Origin of the sequence: Nostoc sp. NMS8 (genome assembly GCF_017115045.1) — a bacterium.
Classification (GTDB): Bacteria; Cyanobacteriota; Cyanobacteriia; order Cyanobacteriales; family Nostocaceae; genus Nostoc.
The window spans coordinates 49,193-69,294 of record NZ_JABXKK010000096.1 but is presented as its reverse complement, the minus strand read 5'-3'; the positions used below and the strand labels follow the sequence as shown (position 1 = coordinate 69,294).

At 41.3% G+C, this 20,102-nt stretch carries 12 protein-coding genes; 8 read left to right on the top strand and 4 right to left on the bottom strand.

The window, feature by feature from the left end:
* Positions 1 to 278: 278 nt before the first annotated feature.
* The gene (gene apcB, locus HWQ39_RS22295; RefSeq protein WP_292849667.1) at positions 279 to 788 is read right to left on the bottom strand and encodes an allophycocyanin subunit beta; all 510 of its coding nucleotides are present in this window, start codon (positions 786 to 788) and stop codon (positions 279 to 281) included.
* Between the two features lie 357 nt (positions 789 to 1,145).
* Here apcB and glnA point away from each other — a divergent pair, with 357 nt between their 5' ends.
* Positions 1,146 to 2,570: a type I glutamate--ammonia ligase gene (gene glnA, locus HWQ39_RS22290; protein WP_292849665.1), complete on the top strand. Its 1,425-nt coding sequence runs from the start codon at positions 1,146 to 1,148 to the stop codon at positions 2,568 to 2,570.
* 112 nt (positions 2,571 to 2,682) lie between these two features.
* On the opposite strand, the gene HWQ39_RS22285 is transcribed toward glnA, so the two are convergent.
* Entirely contained in the window at positions 2,683 to 2,883 is a 201-nt protein-coding gene (locus HWQ39_RS22285) for a hypothetical protein (protein WP_179065504.1), read from the bottom strand.
* Positions 2,884 to 3,132: 249 nt separating this feature from the next.
* Here HWQ39_RS22285 and HWQ39_RS22280 point away from each other — a divergent pair, with 249 nt between their 5' ends.
* Positions 3,133 to 4,032 carry a ferritin-like domain-containing protein gene (locus HWQ39_RS22280; RefSeq protein ID WP_292849663.1) on the top strand — a complete coding sequence of 300 codons (900 nt, stop codon included), beginning with the start codon at positions 3,133 to 3,135 and terminating at the stop codon, positions 4,030 to 4,032.
* 1,052 nt (positions 4,033 to 5,084) lie between these two features.
* Here the strand turns inward: HWQ39_RS22280 and HWQ39_RS22275 are convergent.
* Positions 5,085 to 5,309, bottom strand: a complete 225-nt coding sequence (locus tag HWQ39_RS22275; RefSeq protein ID WP_292849661.1) for a hypothetical protein — start codon at positions 5,307 to 5,309, stop codon at positions 5,085 to 5,087.
* A gap of 107 nt (positions 5,310 to 5,416) precedes the next feature.
* Positions 5,417 to 7,231, bottom strand: coding sequence for an FAD-dependent oxidoreductase (locus HWQ39_RS22270; protein WP_292849659.1), 1,815 nt, complete (start codon positions 7,229 to 7,231; stop codon positions 5,417 to 5,419).
* A gap of 444 nt (positions 7,232 to 7,675) precedes the next feature.
* On the opposite strand from HWQ39_RS22270, the gene HWQ39_RS22265 reads away from it, so the two are divergent.
* From HWQ39_RS22265 to HWQ39_RS22240, 6 genes are all read left to right on the top strand, one after another.
* Positions 7,676 to 10,912, top strand: a complete 3,237-nt coding sequence (locus HWQ39_RS22265; protein ID WP_292849657.1) for an efflux RND transporter permease subunit — start codon at positions 7,676 to 7,678, stop codon at positions 10,910 to 10,912.
* Between the two features lie 94 nt (positions 10,913 to 11,006).
* Positions 11,007 to 12,431 carry an efflux RND transporter periplasmic adaptor subunit gene (locus HWQ39_RS22260; RefSeq protein ID WP_292849655.1) on the top strand — a complete coding sequence of 475 codons (1,425 nt, stop codon included), beginning with the start codon at positions 11,007 to 11,009 and terminating at the stop codon, positions 12,429 to 12,431.
* Positions 12,432 to 12,675: 244 nt separating this feature from the next.
* Positions 12,676 to 13,722: a zinc-dependent dehydrogenase gene (locus HWQ39_RS22255; RefSeq protein ID WP_292849779.1), complete on the top strand. Its 1,047-nt coding sequence runs from the start codon at positions 12,676 to 12,678 to the stop codon at positions 13,720 to 13,722.
* Positions 13,723 to 13,830: 108 nt separating this feature from the next.
* The gene (locus tag HWQ39_RS22250) at positions 13,831 to 14,148 is read left to right on the top strand and encodes a hypothetical protein (RefSeq protein ID WP_292849653.1); all 318 of its coding nucleotides are present in this window, start codon (positions 13,831 to 13,833) and stop codon (positions 14,146 to 14,148) included.
* Positions 14,149 to 14,248: 100 nt separating this feature from the next.
* Positions 14,249 to 15,565, top strand: a complete 1,317-nt coding sequence (locus HWQ39_RS22245; RefSeq protein ID WP_292849651.1) for an inorganic phosphate transporter — start codon at positions 14,249 to 14,251, stop codon at positions 15,563 to 15,565.
* A gap of 661 nt (positions 15,566 to 16,226) precedes the next feature.
* Entirely contained in the window at positions 16,227 to 18,482 is a 2,256-nt protein-coding gene (locus HWQ39_RS22240; RefSeq protein WP_292849649.1) for an EamA family transporter, read from the top strand.
* The last annotated feature ends 1,620 nt before the right edge of the window (positions 18,483 to 20,102 follow it).

The following is a 20,102-nucleotide window of genomic DNA, read 5'->3' as shown; positions in this document are numbered from 1 at the left end:
AATTAGCTGACCAAAGCGTTCGGAAAATATACCTTCGTAAACCTGCTTAGGAACTGCTAAATAAAGATAGCTCCAAAAACACAGCTTTAATTTAGCAAAGTTATTTTACAGAGGCGCGATCGCAAATTCAAAATATTGCCTATTCATCCTCATCATAATTAAACATTAATAAAAATAAACGCACCTTGCCAATCAAGCCAAAGTGCGATATATATTAAGTCTATTTACGCGAACTTTGTTTGTATAGTTCTACGATTTGTAGTCATCAGGACTAGATGCTAAATATCTGTCTCGCTCAACTCGCGTGTGATGTGATCGAATGGTTCATCTACAAAAGCAGTATTAAGCACACCTGCTGCTGCTACTTGTTCCTTAATCAAATCCTTGAGAATTTGGACACCGCGAACCGTAGGCCCAATAGGTACTCCTAGAGAATTGTAAGTTTCCCGCAGCCCTTGCAACACACGCTCATCCAATACGTTTGTGTTACCTGCAACCAGCGCATAGGTGGCGTAGCGCAAGTAGTAGTCTAAATCTCGCAGACAAGCGGCATAACGACGAGTCGTATAAGAATTTCCACCAGGACGAATTAATTCTGGTAGTTCTTCATATAACTTCAAACCAGCTTGCTTGACAAGTGCAGCCGCATTAGAATTGATTGCTGCCGCTGCTTGTACTCTTGCAGTACCACTGTCAAAGTAAGACTTCAAGCTATCAATCGCATTCCGGTCAAAATACCGACCTGCTAAGTCATAATTCTTAATTAAACTTGTTACCGCATCGCGCATTCCTTCTTCTCCCAATCCTTGCTATTTATGGTTTGATATTTATTTGGCTGCACTTGGGCACCAGTAAATTTTTGTGCTATTTAAAATAGATTTGGCACAAAAACAATTTATCCACTATTTAAGGATTTTATGCCAAAGTTGACCCCTATGTGATGAACTTTCCAGTTTTGTACAGATGATCGCGGAAAGGTTAATATAACCTGTAATCCAGATATCTGTAGCACAGACTACAAAATCCACTAATGTCTAGTATTTAAGATATTTCAGGTGTGTCACGGCTGGATTGAGATCAGCAGGGTTAGGATGCTTTGGAAGATTCTGGTATTACTTTAGGAAACTGGTAGAGAAGGAGTAACAATGACAACACCGCAAGAACTCTTGAAGAGAATTCAAGATGAAAAAATTCAACTGATTGATCTCAAATTCATCGATACAGTAGGGACTTGGCAGCACCTCACACTGTACCAAAACCAAATCGATGAGACTGCATTCACTGATGGCGTACCTTTTGACGGTTCTAGTATCCGAGGTTGGAAAGCGATCAACGAATCGGACATGACGATGGTACTCGACCCCAACACTGCTTGGATCGACCCATTCATGGAAGTGCCAACACTAAGTATAATTTGTAGTATTAAGGAACCCCGTACAGGCGAATGGTACAACCGTTGCCCACGCGTTATTGCTCAAAAAGCAGTAGATTACCTGGTTTCCACTGGTATTGGTGATACAGTCTTCTTTGGCCCTGAAGCTGAGTTCTTTATCTTTGATAGTGCTAGGTTTGCCCAAACCGCTAACGAAGGCTACTACTTCTTAGACTCCGAAGAAGGTGCTTGGAATTCCGGTAAAGCGGGTACAGCTGACAAACCAAACTTAGGTTACAAACCACGCTTCAAAGAAGGTTACTTCCCAGTCGCACCGACGGATTCTTTCCAAGATATCCGTACAGAGATGCTGTTGACGATGGCAGAATTAGGTGTGCCTATTGAAAAGCATCACCACGAAGTTGCTACTGGTGGTCAGTGCGAACTAGGTTTCAAGTTTGGCAAGTTGATCGAAGCGGCTGACTGGTTGATGATTTACAAATATGTCATCAAGAACGTTGCCAAGAAACACGGCAAAACCGTCACCTTCATGCCAAAACCGATTTTTGGCGATAACGGTTCGGGAATGCACTGTCACCAGTCCATCTGGAGAGACGGACAACCTCTATTTGCAGGTGATAAGTATGCTGGTTTGAGTGAAACAGCATTGTATTACATTGGTGGTCTGCTCAAACACGCACCAGCCCTGTTGGCCATTACCAACCCTAGTACCAACTCATACAAGCGCCTAGTGCCTGGTTATGAAGCACCCGTTAACTTGGCTTACTCCCAAGGTAACCGTTCTGCTTCTATTCGTATTCCCCTATCTGGTACTAACCCCAAAGCCAAGCGCTTAGAATTCCGTTGTCCAGATGCTACATCTAACCCCTACTTGGCATTTGCTGCAATGCTTTGTGCTGGTATCGATGGCATCAAGAACAAAATCCATCCTGGCGAACCCTTAGATAAGAATATCTATGAACTCTCTCCAGAAGAACTAGCGAAGGTTCCTTCAACACCAGGTTCTTTAGAATTGGCGTTGCAAGCACTGGAAAAAGATCACGCCTTCTTGACAGAATCAGGCGTCTTCACAGAAGACTTTATCGGAAATTGGATTGATTACAAGCTGGGCAACGAAGTCAAGCAGTTGCAGCTACGTCCTCATCCCTACGAGTTTTACCTCTACTACGATGCTTAATTAAGTACCGTATCTAACTAAGTTGATAAGTTTTGCCACCCTAGAGTAGAGGGTGGCTTTTTTTTCCAGAGCTGTCAGTTGAGACATTCACTCAAAAAATCAACCTTAAAACTTAACTCATGGAAGCATGACTAGGCCCATAAATCATCCGAGCGTTAGCATCTACCTTCCCTTGAATAGGGTTCCAGTTGTGAGATGCTTCTTCAGGAAGACCAAGTTCTTGAGCAGCCCGCATCAGTATTGATTGTTGGCGATTCTTGACTTGTTGATGTTCACGCGCCATTAATGCACGAGATTTATCTGCGATAGACATAACCATAGCCCTCTCTATTTGGTGAATATATAATTTTTTTCCCACTAGACTAATATAACAAAAATTCTGTAACATAAGCTACTTTTTACAAAAGTTAATATTTGCTTCTGCTCACAATATATTCAACTCAAGTGATTAATTTTTGTAACTTCTACTCTTTTTCGTGAAGCGGCACAAAAACAGCAGTTGCAAAAACTAAGTTACTATGAAATAAAGATTTACAAAGATTTACACAAGTTTACAAAATCTATGACAGTTGCTTATCCACGTAGATTTCAGAATGTTTTGAGTGCTAGAGATGTATTAAAACGGGTGGTATGCGATCGCGAAATCCATCTTATTACCCTCAATCGCTACCGCTACAGCGAACAACGCAGTTGCAAAGACCTCACAGAGCTAAGTGAACAACTGAATGGACAGCCACGAGAACTAGTGCGGGATTTGTCTCATCACATCTCAGATGAAGCTCGTCATGCCATGTGGCTAACTGATTTGTTGGTAGAACTGGAAACAGATATTGGCAAACCACCCGGTTCCTCCTATATCAATGAATTTGAACGCCTACTCGACAGCGAACAACAAGATCCAGTCGAAAACCTTGATGATTTTGTGATTTCTTCCCTTGCGGCAATTAACGTCACCGAAAAACGGGGTTGTGAGTATTTTTCTGCTCACATTTATGCACTCAAGCAAGGGGCACAAACCGCAGAAAACATCAAAATCCGGGAAACCATTGAAAAAATTCTCCCAGAGGAAGTGGGACACGTCCGGTGGGGTAATCGTTGGTTAGGAGAACTTGCGCGTAAGAGTCCAGAACATCAGCAAAAGGTAGAACAAGCCAAGAAAAAATATACCGCGATTGAACAAGCGGCGTTTGAATCAGGAATGGATATCACCTTGGGTGCAGAACTACGGCGAGTTGCCAACCTGGTGGAAGTGGCAAATACCATGCCCTTTTGGCAACGTCCCCAATACCTGATGGAACGCTTACCCCAAACATTGCTAGCGCCTGAGTTGCAATTTACTAGGATTCAGGCTGCACAAAGAGCTTGGCAGCGCGATCCACAAACGTTTATCGAGAAGTTTGTGCCAATGTTCCTCAACGGCATTCAGGGAAGAGAAAATAACCGTAAGAAAACAAAAGTTTAAAAGTGCATTGAGCATTGAAAAGAGGCAGAGGGGCAGGGGGAAGGGTGCAGAGGAGAGGAATTTTCCCCCTGCTCCCTGCTCCGTACCCCCTTGCTTCTTCCCCAGTCCCCAGTACGTTTTCTTTAAGTAAAATTCATCAAAAAAAACCAGATGCAAAATTTTGCATCTGGTCTTGGGTGTAGAATAATAACAATGACTAAGATAATCTGGCAAATACTTCTTAAATATTTATTTCATCGCGAGCCATCTGCGAGGAGAACGAAGCAGGGAGCAAGAATAAGTCAAGAATAGTAAGATTTGTTAGCAAGTGCAATAAACCTATACTACATCTACAAATCTATCCGATAGACAAGCAAGAGATGAAACGAAAGAGATTTTATGCTTCGGGAAAGGACGCTAAACAAGCGTCGGAGCAAAGATCAATTTCTAGCTGATGTAGATAATTGGCTACTCAATGTATGAGAAGAAAATCTATTAGGGAATAAAGTGAAGTTGCCTTAAGGCTGTTTCCTCAACAAGCAAAATGTCTGAATTGGATGTGCTTTAGATTAACTGATAGCCTAAGTAACTAGGACTTACGCATTGACAGAAAAGCCAAAATAAGAGGTATAGTTTTCAAGGCTTCTAGGTAGGTTTTTCAGTCATATTTTGGCGATCGCCAGCAATCAAAAGTGACCGCCAAAAGCCTTAAACAACGTATTTACGTTAATACACAAGATAGTTTTTTTTACAGTGCGTAAGTCCTAGTAACATCTATTTCTACCGTTGAGGATTAAGACGCAAAGCTTCCCAGAAATATGAGCAACAGTTGTGTAGCTTTTGAGGAGTTGGTAATGCTGTTGATCAAGGCACTGAATTTGATTTGCGTTTTGATCGGCAGGATTGATGCCAACTATATAAAGCTTGCAGTTGAAATACTAAGCGATCGCTGAAGATTTCCGTGTGTCAACTGTATATATTTTTGCCAGAAAAGCTGTGTGAAAGATGTTAGCATAACGTCCTGTTTTCTGGTAATTCTGTTCCTTTGGGAAAAGAGGCATTACCTACATTAGTCAAACCACAGCATAGATATTTCTGAGTTTTTGTGTCACTTCCCTACGCCCACTACCGCGATGACGTGGCACATCATCTGTACTTTGTTCAGATGCTACCAGCCAGTGTTCCGAAGCAGGCGTGGAAGACAGCCCTGTTGATAAGTGATTGACCATTGCTTGGCGGTTAAAAGCTAAGGGGCCGAACACCAGACTCGATATTAAAAGTGAAATGGCAGCACGCATAGCAAATGTCTATTTTGGAACTCTCCACTTCACTGATACTTAGCTTTTTGATTAATATCCGGACAATTCATCAAAAAGTATTCTGTTTTACTGAAAATAAACTCTTCTTACCCTCCATTTAAATGTTCGACTAATAACCAATTGCCAGAGTGATTGTAACGACCCCACAATGTAACTGATTGTTCGTCGGGATAAGCGCGTAATTGCTCGTCAATGTGCGATCGCAAAGTCACGATCTGCCAGCTTTGCCCTTGATATGTGGCTGGTGCTGTGACAGTGAATCTGTATTCTTGCTGTTCCAAGCGGTAAAAAATCCCTTTGAAACAGTTACTTTCCTGAATTAATGACTTGCCAAAAGCAGATTCAGGGCAATCGCCACTAACTGGATAGGCTTGTGGGTTATCTAAGTAATACAGTTGCCAGTGCCGCCAATCCGAATGATTGGGTGGAAGATTAAACAAAGGAATAATTAGCGCTTTTGAGCGATTATCTTCTAATAAAGCCGTTTGCAGCTTTTTAATAGGTAAATCCCTCGGCTGGCAGTTTAATTCAACACATATCGCCGCCGCCATCCCTGCTGCTTGACCAATGCCCATAACCACAGGTTGTAATCTAGTAGCACCATTAGCAATGTGAGAGACAGAAATATTCTTCTCACAGACTAAGAAACCATCTGTTGTAGCTGGAATTAAACAACTGTAGGGAATTGTAAAAGGAGTTCCAGTCCAACGCCCCCCCCAACGGATCGATTTAGGTTGCAGTGGGAATTGAACACCAGGATAATGATGGTCATTGGCGTAATTACCAACTGCGATTGCTTCGCAAACGCCTGCCGTAGGATGCCCGTTCGCGGAGCGTCTCGTAGAGAAGGGCTGTAGGGCGAACGCATCATTAAATATAGATGCAACTCTACCTTTTGCGATCGGCAAAATATCCTGTTCGCGGATAGTAGTTAGCCCCACTAAGCGGCGGCTTTCCCGGTAATAAGGATGCAGTGCAAAAGCTGTAGGAGTGTGAGGAAATACTTTTTCTGCTAAACCATAGCGACTACCAAGCTGTTTTTGGATAAAATGGGCAAAATTTTGGCTGTGCCAGCAAGATTCTTGGATGAATTCACCTCTGGATACATCTGACTCTATCAACCTCCCTACTCCTTCGCCGTAGTCATTGCCACAGATTGGCCAATTCATCATAAATAGGCCACCAGGCAAACGTCCATAATTTAAAAATGTCTCTGCTCCATAGCTATTCCAAGCACCTGTAAACTGCGATGGATTATAGTTAGGAGCAGCCGGAATTTCTGGTGCAACGGCTTCACCAAAGTCCTGCATAATGACTACATAAGTGGGCGCTTGCACAGGATATCTTTGGGTTAAAGAGTTAAAAGTCACTGGGGCGCTGGGTTCTCCCCACTGCGATTGCAATTCCCAACCCCAACGGTAAGGTATGTCAGCTAAAGCCAATAAATCTCCTAACTCTGTGCCATCGAGAATAACCTTGGCTGTGACAGCAAAATCAGCAAAGCGCACACCAGTAATCGAATCACCTTGTCGGAAGACTTCTAAAGGTACTTGTCCCGAAATCCAGTGCAAATTGGGCAATTCCTGCACCCAATCAGCAAAAATCTCTGCCCCAATCCGGGGATCGTAACTAAAAAAGCTTACCCAGCTGTTATCTAATCCTCCTGGCTGTCGTTGTCGCAATTCCTGCAAAAACGCACCCCATAACCCCGTTTGAAAGGCTTCTAATTCATTGCCATCGGGTGCAGATACTCCAGCCGACGTAAGCATTCCCCCTAACCAAGGAAATTCACTCACTAAAATGGTTTTGGCTCCCCGTCGCGCCGCTTGGATAGCAGCCGCAGTCCCTCCAGTTCCTCCACCAACAACTAAGACATCAGCTGTATATATCTGATGAACCATGACCAAATCCTCTACCAGGGTTAGCTATCTAGCTGATTTCGGTTGATCCTTGGCTCTACTTTTATCAGCTGAGTTTATAATTCACCTCTAGAAATCAGCTTTTGTCAAGTTTAAGAAGACTTTTCTAAGCACTAAAGTGCTGACTACAAACCCTGAAAATGTACTACCGCAATTACGTATGAAATATTACACATTTGCCTTGGTGAGGTACAAGAGTCTTGCATTTTACACATCTGTATGCAAAGATAATTTTACAAAATACTGTAAATCTATCGAGTTGCCGGATTAATTGGGGCTTAATGCTTTTAAATGTAGCTGATTGCAAGTGAAGGCATTCAGCGAGTATTTATTTGGCAATGAATAACTAAAATCTAAATAATAATTTACTTTAGTGTAAATCACCTAACAAACTGAAGAAGAAAGAATAATTTAGACTAAAAAACAATGTGGATTGTTAAACTTGCTCTTCGTCGCCCCTATACATTTGTAATTACTTCCATACTTATTTTTGTTTTAGGAGTAGTTACTATTACACGCATGGCAACGGACATTTTTCCAGAAATTAATATTCCCGTTGTCAGTGTAATTTGGTCTTATAGTGGTGTCTCACCAGAAGAAATGGAACAGCGTATCGTGACAGCGAGCGAACGCTCTTTTACAACCACTGTTAATGATATTGAACACATCGAATCGCAATCACTCAATGGTCTTAGCGTCATTAAGGTTTTCTTTCAACCAGGAGCAAAAATTGAGGCAGCAGTAGCTCAACTTACCTCTAATACTCAAACAATTCTTCGAGGTTTACCTCCAGGAATCACACCTCCTTTAATTGTTCGCTACAATGCCTCTAATGTGCCAATTCTTCAGCTAAGTGTTAGCAGCACATCACTATCAGAGCAAGAACTTTACGATAACGGCAATAATTTTCTGCGGACTCAGCTAGCGACTGTTCAAGGTGCATCTGTACCGTTACCTTATGGAGGTAAACCTCGGCAGATTATGGTAGACATTGACCCGCAGGCACTATTTGCCAAAGGTCTTTCAGCTACAGATGTCACAACCGCAATCAACGCCCAAAATCTGATCTTACCTGGGGGAAATGCCAAATTAGGCGATCGCGAGTACAGTGTTCGACTCAATAGCAGTCCCCAAGTCTTAGACGCCTTAAACAATTTACCCATCAAACAGATCAACGGCACTGTAATTTATATACGTGATGTTGCCCAAGTCCATGATGGCTTTGCAGTACAGAATAATATTGTTCGTCGAGATGGGCGACGGTCTAGTTTATTAACTATTCTCAAAAGTGGTAGTGCTTCAACTTTAGATGTTGTCGCTAGAGTCAAAGAAAGACTACCAAAAATTCAAGCTACATTACCCAAAGAATTAGATTTAGAAATCTTATTCGATCAATCCATATTTGTTAAAGCTTCCATCCACGGAGTATTAATCGAAGGATTGATTGCTGCTTGTTTAACTGCCGCCATGATTTTATTATTCTTAGGCAGTTGGCGCAGCACTTTAATTGTGGCAATTTCCATTCCTTTATCAATTCTTTGTTCTATCATTGCTCTGCGATTGATCGGACAAACTCTGAATATTATGACCTTGGGAGGTCTATCTCTAGCAGTTGGGATTTTAGTTGATGATGCCACAGTAGAAATTGAAAATATTCACCGCAATTTGGGACAAGGAAAACCTCTGCAACAAGCTATTTTAGATGGCGCACAACAAATAGCTGTTCCGGCTTTCGTTTCAACCTTAGCAATCTGTATTGTTTTTATCCCAATTGTCTTTTTAACAGGAGTAGCACAATCGCTATTTATGCCTTTGGGGATGGCAGTTGTTTTTGCGATGCTTGCTTCCTATCTACTCTCGCGGACAGTAGTACCAATGTTGGCAAAGTTTCTCCTTGGAAAGGAACTACATCTTTATACTGAACATGAAAATTTAAGTAATAACGGTAATGGTCATGTCATTCCCAAAAAAGATATTTTCTGGCGGATTCATGAGCAGTTTAACCGCCAATTTGAGAAATTTCGGCAAAACTATCGAAATACTTTAGCTAAAGCTCTAAATCATCGGGGTGTAGTTTTTGCGATGTTTGGTGCTTTTTGGGTAAGCGCTTTAGTTTTACTACCTTTTGTTGGTCAAGACTTTTTTCCTCAAGTAGATGCAGGTCAGTTTCGGCTGCACGTCCGCGCTCCTGCGGGAACACGACTTGAAAAGACAGAACAGATTTTTACTCAAGTTGAAAATGAGATTCGTCAGGTTATTCCTGAGCAAGAATTAGAAATTATTCTTGACAATATTGGTTTACCTGTAGGTGGAGTCAACCTAGCTTTTAGCGACACAGCAACTATCGGCGCTGGTGATGGAGAAATTCTTGTCGGTCTTAAAGAAGGTAAACATCATTCTACTTGGCAATATGTTAGACAACTACGCCAAACATTAACCGCCCAATTTCCTGAACTAACCTTCTTTTTCCAACCTGCGGATATAGTGACTCAAATTCTCAATTTCGGTTTACCAGCCCCTATTGATATTCAGGTAATAGGCCCAGCTAAAAATCGTCGGGATAATTACAAGATTGCAAAACAAATCAAAACCCAAATAGCTCAAATTCCGGGAGCAGTTGATGTTCATTTACATCAAGTTGTTGATGCCCCAGACTTACGTATTAATGTAGATCGCGATCAAGCACAACGTAACGGTTTAACTCAACGAGATGTTGCCAATAATCTACTCACATCATTAAGTTCTAGTGGTCAAACATCACCCAACTTTTGGCTTGATCCTATCAAAGGAGTGAGTTATCCAGTAGCAGTACAAGTTCCCCAATACAAACTTAACTCACTAGAAAAAATTCAGAATACTCCTATTGCTAACGGTTCTAGCTCGTCACAACTTTTGAGCAATATTGCTGTTGCTAAACGAGGTAAAGCTCCTGCTGTTGTTAATCATTACAACGTACAGCCTGTATTTAACATTTACGCCAATGTTCAAGGTCGTGATTTAGGTGGTGTAGCCAGCGATATTTATAAAATAGTTGGACAATTTCAGCAGAAGTTACCACGTGGAACGTCAATTATGGTGAAAGGTCAAGTAGAAACGATGAATTCATCTTTTCTAGGATTAGAAGTAGGATTGATATTTGCTATTGGATTAGTTTATTGCTTAATAGTAGTCAATTTTCAATCTTGGGTTGATCCATTCATTATTATGATGGCACTACCAAATGCCTTAGCAGGAATTGTCTGGATATTGTTTGTGACTAACACGACTTTTAGCGTACCTTCTTTGATGGGTGCAATTATGAGTATTGGGGTTGCTACTGCTAATAGTATTTTGCTTGTCACCTTTGCTAATGAGCAACGTCTGATAGGGGAGAAAGCTGTTTCAGCGGCTTTAGCTGCTGGTTATACTCGTTTGCGTCCAGTATTGATGACTGCTGCGGCCATGATTATGGGGATGTTACCAATGTCTCTTGGTTTAGGAGAAGGTGGTGAACAAAATGCTCCTTTAGGACGTGCTGTAATTGGTGGATTATTAGCAGCAACAGTGGCAACTTTAATTTTTGTACCTGTAATTTATAGTATTTTGCGCCGAAAACAACCCCAAAATTTAGAGTTGGAGGAAGAACTATCCTCTACTATCAAATTAACTGTAGCTAATCGGTAAATAATTCGTGAATAATTAGATCCCTGACTTTTCTAAGAAGTCGGGGATTTGAAAGAATTTTGATAAATCAACAAATCAAATAGAATTCTATAATATGGATACTCAAGAAAATACCCAAGTTGATAATTCTGATATCGCAGCAACGACTAAAAAAAGTCGTTTCACTTCTATCACAATTATTGCTACGACTACTTTAATTGTTACTGGACTTTTAGCACTTGGTATTATACCTCGCTTACAAAAGCAATCAGAATTAAATGCTTTCGCTAAATCTACAATAAAAAAAGTCTCTTCAGTCAATGTAGTTAAACCAAAAGTTGCTGCTAATTTCACCGAACTAGTTCTACCTAGCAGTATTCAAGCCAGCCAAGAAACCACAATTTATGCCCGTACCAGTGGATATTTACAAAAAAAATTAGTGGATATTGGCGAACGTGTAAATAGGGGACAGCTACTCGCTATAATTGATGCCCCGGAAACTGACCAAGATATACAGCAAGCTCGTGCAGAATTGGCAAAATCTGAGGCAAATCTGGCTCAAGTTCAGGCAGATTTAGCACAAAAGCAAAGTAATCTTTCTCAAACAAAAGCTAACTTAAAAGCTAGACAGGCAGAATTAGCCGAAGCACGTACTAACCTAGAACTAGCACGTCAAACTTGGCAACGTTGGCAATTACTTCAAAAGCAAGGAGCCGTGACTACACAAGCTGCCGATGAACGTGAAAGTGCTTTTAATGCAAGTCGAGCTAATGTAGATACTTTAATTGCTCGCGTTAATTCAGACCAAGAAAGTGTAAATACAGCTCTTGCAGCTATTAATTCCCAAAAAGCTAACATTAATGCGTTTATCGCAAGCAAGAGTGTTAGTAAATCAGATTTACAACGCATAACTTCTTTACAAACATTCAAACAAATTGTTGCTCCTTTTGCGGGTGTAATTACTGCTCGTAACATAGATACGGGAGCTTTAATTTCTGCGGGTAGCAATAGTAATAGTGGAAATTCCTGGTTATTTAAGATTGCTCAGACGGATAATTTACGCATCCGAATTAATGTCCCCCAGGCTTTTGTGCAATCAATTCACCCTGGACAAACTGCGCTTGTTCGTGTTCGTGAGCTACCAAAAAAATCTTTTGCTGGTAAAGTTATTCGGACTGCTGATGTCTTGGATGCTACTTCTAATACCCTTTTAACTGAAATTGAAGTACAGAATTCAGAAAATCTTTTGCGTCCGGGGATGTATGCTGAAGTCACTTTTAAGACTGAACGTGCCAATCCACCTTTATTAGTACCAGCTAATACCTTAGTGATTAATGCAGATGGTATACAAGTAGCCACTGTGACAAAGGAAAAGAAAGTTAAGTACCAGAAAGTAGAGCTTGGACGAGATTATGGTACTGAAGTTGAAGTTGTTTCTGGTTTAAGCCCTAATGTTAGGTTAATTACTAATCCGACGGATGCTCTCCAAGATGGGAAATCGGTTCAGGTACTTGCATCTAAGCATAAGACTAAGAATTGAATTTTGAACTCGGAGCGTCCTGTAGAGATGCGCTCCGCGAATGGGGAAGCAAGGTGACTACGCAAGAGCTAATGGAATAACGTAGACGCTTCTCTACGAGACGCTACGCGAACGGCTTGGCGCAGGCTACCACAGAGGGAGGACACGGAGAAATCAGAGCTTGAGAGATATTTTGCGTAAGTCCTATAGCTTAACGTTGACCACTAATGTTACATCTAGTATCGTTGAGCGGGGAAAAACCAACGTGAAAGCACAGGTATTTAGAGGCGTTAATCAACTGTCTTACGAAGATATCCCAGTTCCAACCGTGGAACCAGATGAGGTGCTGGTACAGGTGCGGGTTGTGGGGTTGTGTCAGTCAGATATTAAGAAAATTCGTTATCCGCTGTATGAACCGCCGCGCATTTTTGGACATGAAACTGCTGGCACGATCGCAGCATTAGGCAATAATGTCAAAGGTTGGCAAGTTGGACAACGGGTAGCGGTGATGCACCACATCCCTTGTATGCGTTGCGCCTACTGCCTAAATGATAATTTCTCGATGTGCGATGTTTACAAAAACATCTCCACTACCGCAGGCTTTAACGCCAGTGGTGGCGGTTTTGCTGATTATGTCAAAGTTCCTGGACATATTGTGGAAAATGGTGGTTTAATTCCCATCCCGGATAACATCAGTTTTGAAGAAGCCAGTTTTGTAGAACCAACTAACTGCTGCTTGAAAGCTGTGAAAAAAGCCCAAATCGCTCCAGGACAAACTGTATTAGTTACTGGTGCTGGGCCAATTGGGTTAATGTTTATCATGTTGGTGAAGTATTTTGGAGCAAAAGCGATCGCTACCGATTTACTACCCTCTAGAATTGATAAAGCCTTGAGTGTCGGTGCAGAGGCGGCTTTTGATGCGCGCGATCCTGATTTAACCGCCAAAATCTCTGCCTTAACTGGTGGACTAGGTGTTGATGTAACTTTGCTGGCTGTTCCTAGTGAAAAAGCTTTCTTTCAAGCACTTGATAATACCCGCAAAGGCGGCAAAATCTTGTTTTTTGCAGAATTCCCTGATGAGGTGGAAATTCCCATTAATCCGAATGTCCTCTATCGTCGGGAAATTGACTTGATCGGTAGTTACAGTTCCTCTTATCGGCTTCAGAATCTATCAGCCGATATTGTATTTAATCAGCGAATTGATGTAAAAGCGTTGATTAGCGATCGCTATCCATTAAAAGATTTATCAGCAGCTGTGGAAGTTGCGATCGCACCCACACCGGATACTTATAAAATCTTAATTTATCCGTAGAAGGAAGATTAGGGGGATGAGAGAGTGTTAAAACTAGAAGTTTAAAGTTCTGTCTGAGATTCAGCTACGAAGCTCAAAAGTTCAACGGTGAAGCTAAAAGGTTCAACGATGGAGCTCAAAGGTTCAACGCTGGAGCTCAAAGGTTCAACGATGGAGCTCAAAGGTTCAACGGTGGAGCTAAAAGGTTCAACGATGAAGCTCAAAGGTTCAACGATGGAGCTAAAAGGTTCAACGGTGGAGCTAAAAGGTTCAACGATGAAGCTCAAAGGTTCAACGATGGAGCTAAAAGGTTCAACGGTGGAGCTAAAAGGTTCAACGATGAAGCTCAAAGGTTCAACGATGGAGCTAAAAGGTTCAACGGTGGAGCTAAAAGGTTCAACGATGAAGCTTAAAGGTTCAACGATGGAGCTAAAAGGTTCAAGATGAAGCTCAAAGGTTCAACGATGGAGCTAAAAGGTTCAAAGTTCACCCTTAAAAACTCCAGTTTCATCTTCATCTCTCTCACTTTCCTCTTGTCTCCAACAAAATGCTTATTACCCTACTTTTCGTCGCTCTACTAGCTTTCTACGTCGCCTGGAATCTCGGAGCAAACGATGTTGCTAATGCGATGGGAACCTCTGTAGGTTCCAAAGCTGTTACCCTCAAGCAGGCACTAATAATTGCTGGAGTATTAGAGTTTACGGGTGCTGTGTTGTTTGGACATGAGGTAACGGAAACTCTCGCAACGAAAATTGCTAATCCCGCCTTATTCGCAGCTACACCCCAAATATTCGTTGTTGGAATGGTAACGGTACTAATATCGTGTGGTGTGTGGTTGCAAATTGCCACATCACGCGGTTTACCTGTATCCTCTTCTCATGCGGTTGTTGGTGCGATCGCAGGATTTAGTTGGGTAGCTTTGGGAGTAAATGCAATTGATTGGTCATCAATTGGCTTGATTACCATTGGCTGGATTTTAACGCCGTTAATTAGTGGTGCGATCGCTGCTTTATTTTACAGTCAAATCAAGCACTGGATTTTAGATCAACCAAATCAAGTAGTCCAGTTACAAGAATGGATTCCCTGGCTGAGTACTCTGCTGCTAGGTGTATTCGGCGTAATTGTATTACCATCGCTAACTGAACCGCTAACCAATTTTGTAATTGAGCAAACTGGTTTCAATATCCCTACTTACGACATCCCCTTGTTAATCGGTGCAGTAGCAGTAGTTGGACTCACAATCATTAGTTTTCGACAGTTAGGGGAGACGGGGGGAGGCGGATTGGAAGAAAAATTTTTACCCCCGACTCAGGAATTACCATCAATCCAAAATCCAAAATCTAAAATCCAAAATACCGTTGAGGGCATATTCGCCCGATTCCAACTACTAAGTGCTTGCTTTGTAGCCTTTGCTCACGGTTCTAATGATGTGGGAAATGCGATCGCTCCTTTAGCTGCGATCGTTTACATCAATCGCACTGGTAGCGTACCTACCGATGGTATAACTATCCCGCTTTGGATTTTAATCCTTGGTGGCGCTGGTATTGTTGGTGGTTTAGCTGTTTGGGGTAAAAAAGTCATCGCCACTATTGGCGAAAATATTATTGCCTTGCAACCTAGTAGTGGATTTTGTGCCGAACTGGCAACTGCTATTACCATCCTCATCGCTTCCCGGCTAGGTTTACCAGTCTCCACCTCCCACGCTCTTGTCGGTGGTGTAGTTGGTATTGGATTAGTACAAAATCTCAACTCGATTAAGTTTCAAACTCTAAAAGGTATTGCCGCCGCTTGGCTAATTACAATCCCCGTAAGTGCTGCATTGAGCGCTGCCATCTTTAGCATTGCCCGAATTTTATTTTTCTAAGAATTATTAATATTTTCCTAACTTTTTTCTTTACTGGAATTTACTCAAAGCAAAACCTAGACTACAAAAACGCCAAAAAACCGTTTTTGCAGAATTGCTGCTCATTCATTAGAATGTTGTGCAGGGGATAGCGTAACTTTGAATTTCCACAGAAAGATACTTTAATCTCCATATAGAGATATAAACTGTCACACAAGTTACATTCCAGACAAATTTACAGCTAGTTTCGCAAGTCAGACAATTTTGTAGCTATCGCACAGGCATCTGGAAATCTTTGACGAGTATTATTGGCAGCAAAATAATAAATATTTATTTGGAGTGAGATTTCTTTAAAAGTAAAAATCTCATTGGTAAATAATTGATGACAATAAAACTGACCAAAAACAAACAAAGTCTCTGTTCAAGCGACTCCCAGCCCTAGCGCTCAATCCCAAATCGAATGGTTAAATACTTGTTAATGGTGAAGAGAACACGCTGTAGTAAGCTGTGAGGCAAACTTGATGCTTTGCTAACTTGTGTCTAGTATGACAGAATTACGTTGAAATGCGGAAGTGCTGTTAAAATTTTTAATTTATCTGAAAAAATACAGGAAATTAGGATGACCGCCAATAAAGTGTACCGAAAGCAGCTTTATCGTCAAGGTGTTAGAGGTTAGAAGCTAATGGGGCGATTCGAGAAGCAACCAGAAAACCCAAGAGTCAGAGGTGAGCTATCCAGAGCAGCAGAAAATGCGCTTTGGGCTGTAGTTGAAGACTTAGAAAATCTTCAGCAGAATGTCCTCAGAGGCTTGCAGGAAGACGTAAAGCGGCTTCAGTCAGAAAAAAATCGGTTATCTGATGAAATTCAAAGCTTGGTAGAGGAAAAAGAGCATTTACAACAAGTGCGCCAAATCACTGAGCAGCAAGTATTAATTCGGCAACTGGCAGAAGTTCTGGCAAAGCATATATCTTCACAACTGCAATCCTCTCTGACAACTTTAGCTAGCCAAAACATAGAGGGCAAATCTTACGAACAAGCTGCGCTGAAGTCTGCTGAAGTGAGCAACAATGTAGTAGGTGAAATCAATGCAAAAGTCGAACACATGTTTGATAGTTTGGATGACACCGTTACTGTTACCTTTAATTCGCTACAACAGGAGTTGAAGAACTATCAAAGTAATCTTTCCCAGCAGTTGTCACGGATGTATAGCCAGCAGCAGCAAGGGGAAACGATTTTAACGGAATTTGTGAATCGCCTGCATGGAGAACTAGAAAAAACTATAGAAGAAACTTCACGTAAACCAGCAACAGGAGGTATACCTACTGTTTTGCAGTTTACTGAGCCAGAAAAAAACAGTTCTGTTGAAACATCACTGCCAGAGTTTGAGGAAGTAGTAAGAAATTCTCTTGAGCCAATTTCCCCGATTCCCAATCAATTTTCACCAAGGGAAACGACATCAGAGCCGCCGTCTATTACAGAAAAGGTTGCAAATCCAATTTCTGTACCTAGCAAGGATTTGTCAGAAAGGGAAACGACATCAGAGCCACTATCTATTACAGAAAAGGTTGCAAATCCAATTTCTGTACCCAGCAAGGATTTGTCAGAAAGGGAAACGACATCAGAATCTACTGCTGCTGTAGTTCCGCCATCACAAGATAATGCTACCGAACCAATTTCTGTCCTCAATCAGGAATTGCCAGAAAACGAAACGCCACCAGTGCCTCCGCTCGCAGCTGTGCTACAGCCGAGAATAATTCGACCTTCGCAAAAGCTAAATATTACTGAACCAATTTCTGTCCTTCGCAAGAACGAATCGCAGAGCAAAGCTAAATCCTCATCAACTACTGCGCTAGAACCACCACCAGAAGCAAAACCCCCACAATCGCGATCGCCTAATTCCTCTGGCTTATCGGCACTCCAAATTGGTTTCTTGTTAATTGTCTCATCGGTAGTGGTATCGTCGCTCTACAACGTAGCCATCAAGGTAATTTTCCACGAAGGTTCCCAGATTTTTGGGGTATTAGAGGTAGAACAGTTGCTACCGCCGACTTTGGGCAATACTCTGTTAATTTTGACGCTCCGGTTTATGGTAGTCGTACCACTGATGGTACTTTTATCTCCGATATTGCACCCAAGATTGTGGCAAGATTTGGAAAACTTGGCCGCTTCAGTCCGAGGAAATCCCACACCTGCCAATGCAGCTACCAAGCAGATTTTGATATTGTCCATTGTGAGTGGATGCTTTTTGTTTTTGTCTCAGGTGCTAATCTACATTGCGATCGCTCAAGTACCCACCGGAATGGCGATCGCACTGTTCTTTATCTATCCGATGGTTAGCGGTCTATTGTCATGGTTTCTGTTTCGCGATCGCCCCACTCTATTCCGCATCGCGGCGATCGCTGCAATTTGCTGCGGCGAATTGTTGGTTTTAGCGAGTTCTCCCAGCATTGGTACCGGTAATATTTCAATGGGAAGCAGCACCGCCATTATTTCGGGTGTGGCTTTTGCTGCCTACATAATTTTGACGCGAGTCTGTGCCAGCAAACTCCATCCCGTGACTTTTACTTTAATTAACTTCACTACCATGTTGTTATTGAGCTTTATCTGCTTGATGCTACCCTTGCCAAGCAATTGGAACTTGGTAGTAGTTGACCCCTCTAAAATGCTGGAACTGGTTTTAAGCGCGTTTATTTTGGGTGTGTTAACTCTTGCCGGCTATTTGCTCAACAATATTGGTATTGGTAAACTAGGAGCCTCGCGATCGGCGCTCATCGGTGGTAGCATCCCAGTTTTAACCGTGATTTTAGCTGGGTTAATCATTCAAGAAAATTTGGATATTGTGCAAATTCTGGGAGTGTTATTTGTAACCTTTGGCGCAGCGGCTTTCAGCTTTGAAACAATGCGAAATCAGGTTAAACCCTCTAATCCCACGAATTAAATGGCGAGTTTAATCAGCTTAAGTGTGATGGGAGCTACTTCACCTCCCATTCACTCAGGATCGGTTTTGAAACTAATGCACTCACTTGTAACCTTTATAAATCAAATATCCCCGACTTCTTCGAGAAGTCGGGGATTTAAGTTTTCACCAATGATTATTCTGAATCCTGATAGGTGCAGATAAAACTTAGGGACTGACTAAATCAAAATATCCAATTAACTCTTGTGAGGTGGGCAACATGAGCGCCCAGTCCATAAGGTGGGCAAGATCCACCCCACAATATTTGGATAATTTATTTCTTGGAGTTCCCTTAATAGATTATGACTTATAACATTTCACGAAATGCGCGATCCAAATAATTGCTCTCTAATTCTTTCCCCTCTGCTCCCTTTTTCCTATTGATATTAACCTGAAATTGGGATTGTACTACATAAAATTACATACGTAGGAACAATTCATGTAGACGCAAAGTAGCTTCCCACAGGATATTCTCCCTACCATAAAATCACTCTTTTCGGCTATTGTTTGCGTAACTCCTATAGATAAGTGAGCAGTAATCAGAATAACTTGACTTGTAATAAATTTTTAGGAATTTAGCCTGATACAGGTAGGGAAAACACGTATATGTAAGCAGTATGAGTAGTACTGACTCCAACTATTGAGTACGAGTACTTGCTCAGAGAGGAGATTTGCAAGGAGTCAACACCATTGATCGCATTTTGGAACTAGTAGCTCCAGAAGTAGCAGAAATGTTTAGAATGAACTGTTTTTTCAACCTAGAGATGCGATTGAAATAACCGATATTTCTATACTACTAAAACCCCTGCAAGTAATGCGAAATTCAAAGTTTCTCATTTCTCTGCTCTTGTGTTTAGTGAAATGGTATCTTTATTTCTGTCGTTCCTTACTAGTTAATGCGGTCTGCGTAGGCGTAGCCCACCGTAAATATCGCCCAAATACCAAAGAAAAAACTTATCCTGCTTTTCTAGCAACAAACTATCTACGTAATTCAAGTCTCTCAAATATATAAAATAGCGAGGTAAAAACATACTTAGAAGTAGACAATGAATTAGTTAAATCATGAAAATTTAAAATTCTTTCATGAAAAAAATATAAATTCATTGAGAAAAACTTTCTAAATAATCATCTTATGGAATCCAAGATGTTTTATTATATGTATGACTAGTAACTAATCTTTCGGTTCCTAGCACGAGCAATAAAGCCTTGTAGCTACGCGATTCAGTCGAAAATAATCGCAGCTTTTTGTGTCAGATTATCCGTATGAAAAGATAGATCGGACTTAAATTTAGGAGAAAATATGAAAATATCATCAAACCTTGATTTAGTCAGACTAGAAAGTATTTAAATAGCGTGATTTATGAAATCCAGAACACATGATTTCATCCCGAAAACAAAAAATAGTGATATGATGAGGAACAATATTTGAAAAGCAACAGGTATTTTGAAATTGGAATTATTTACTCTACTTGATGTCTATTATTTTCCTTCAAACCAACGGCTGATAATGCCGAGACATCACTGGAGGTTGTGAACGGTATGATAGTTCACAAAGAGCTATGTGGCTCAACCTCTAAATATGGCTACACCTGGTAAGCGATT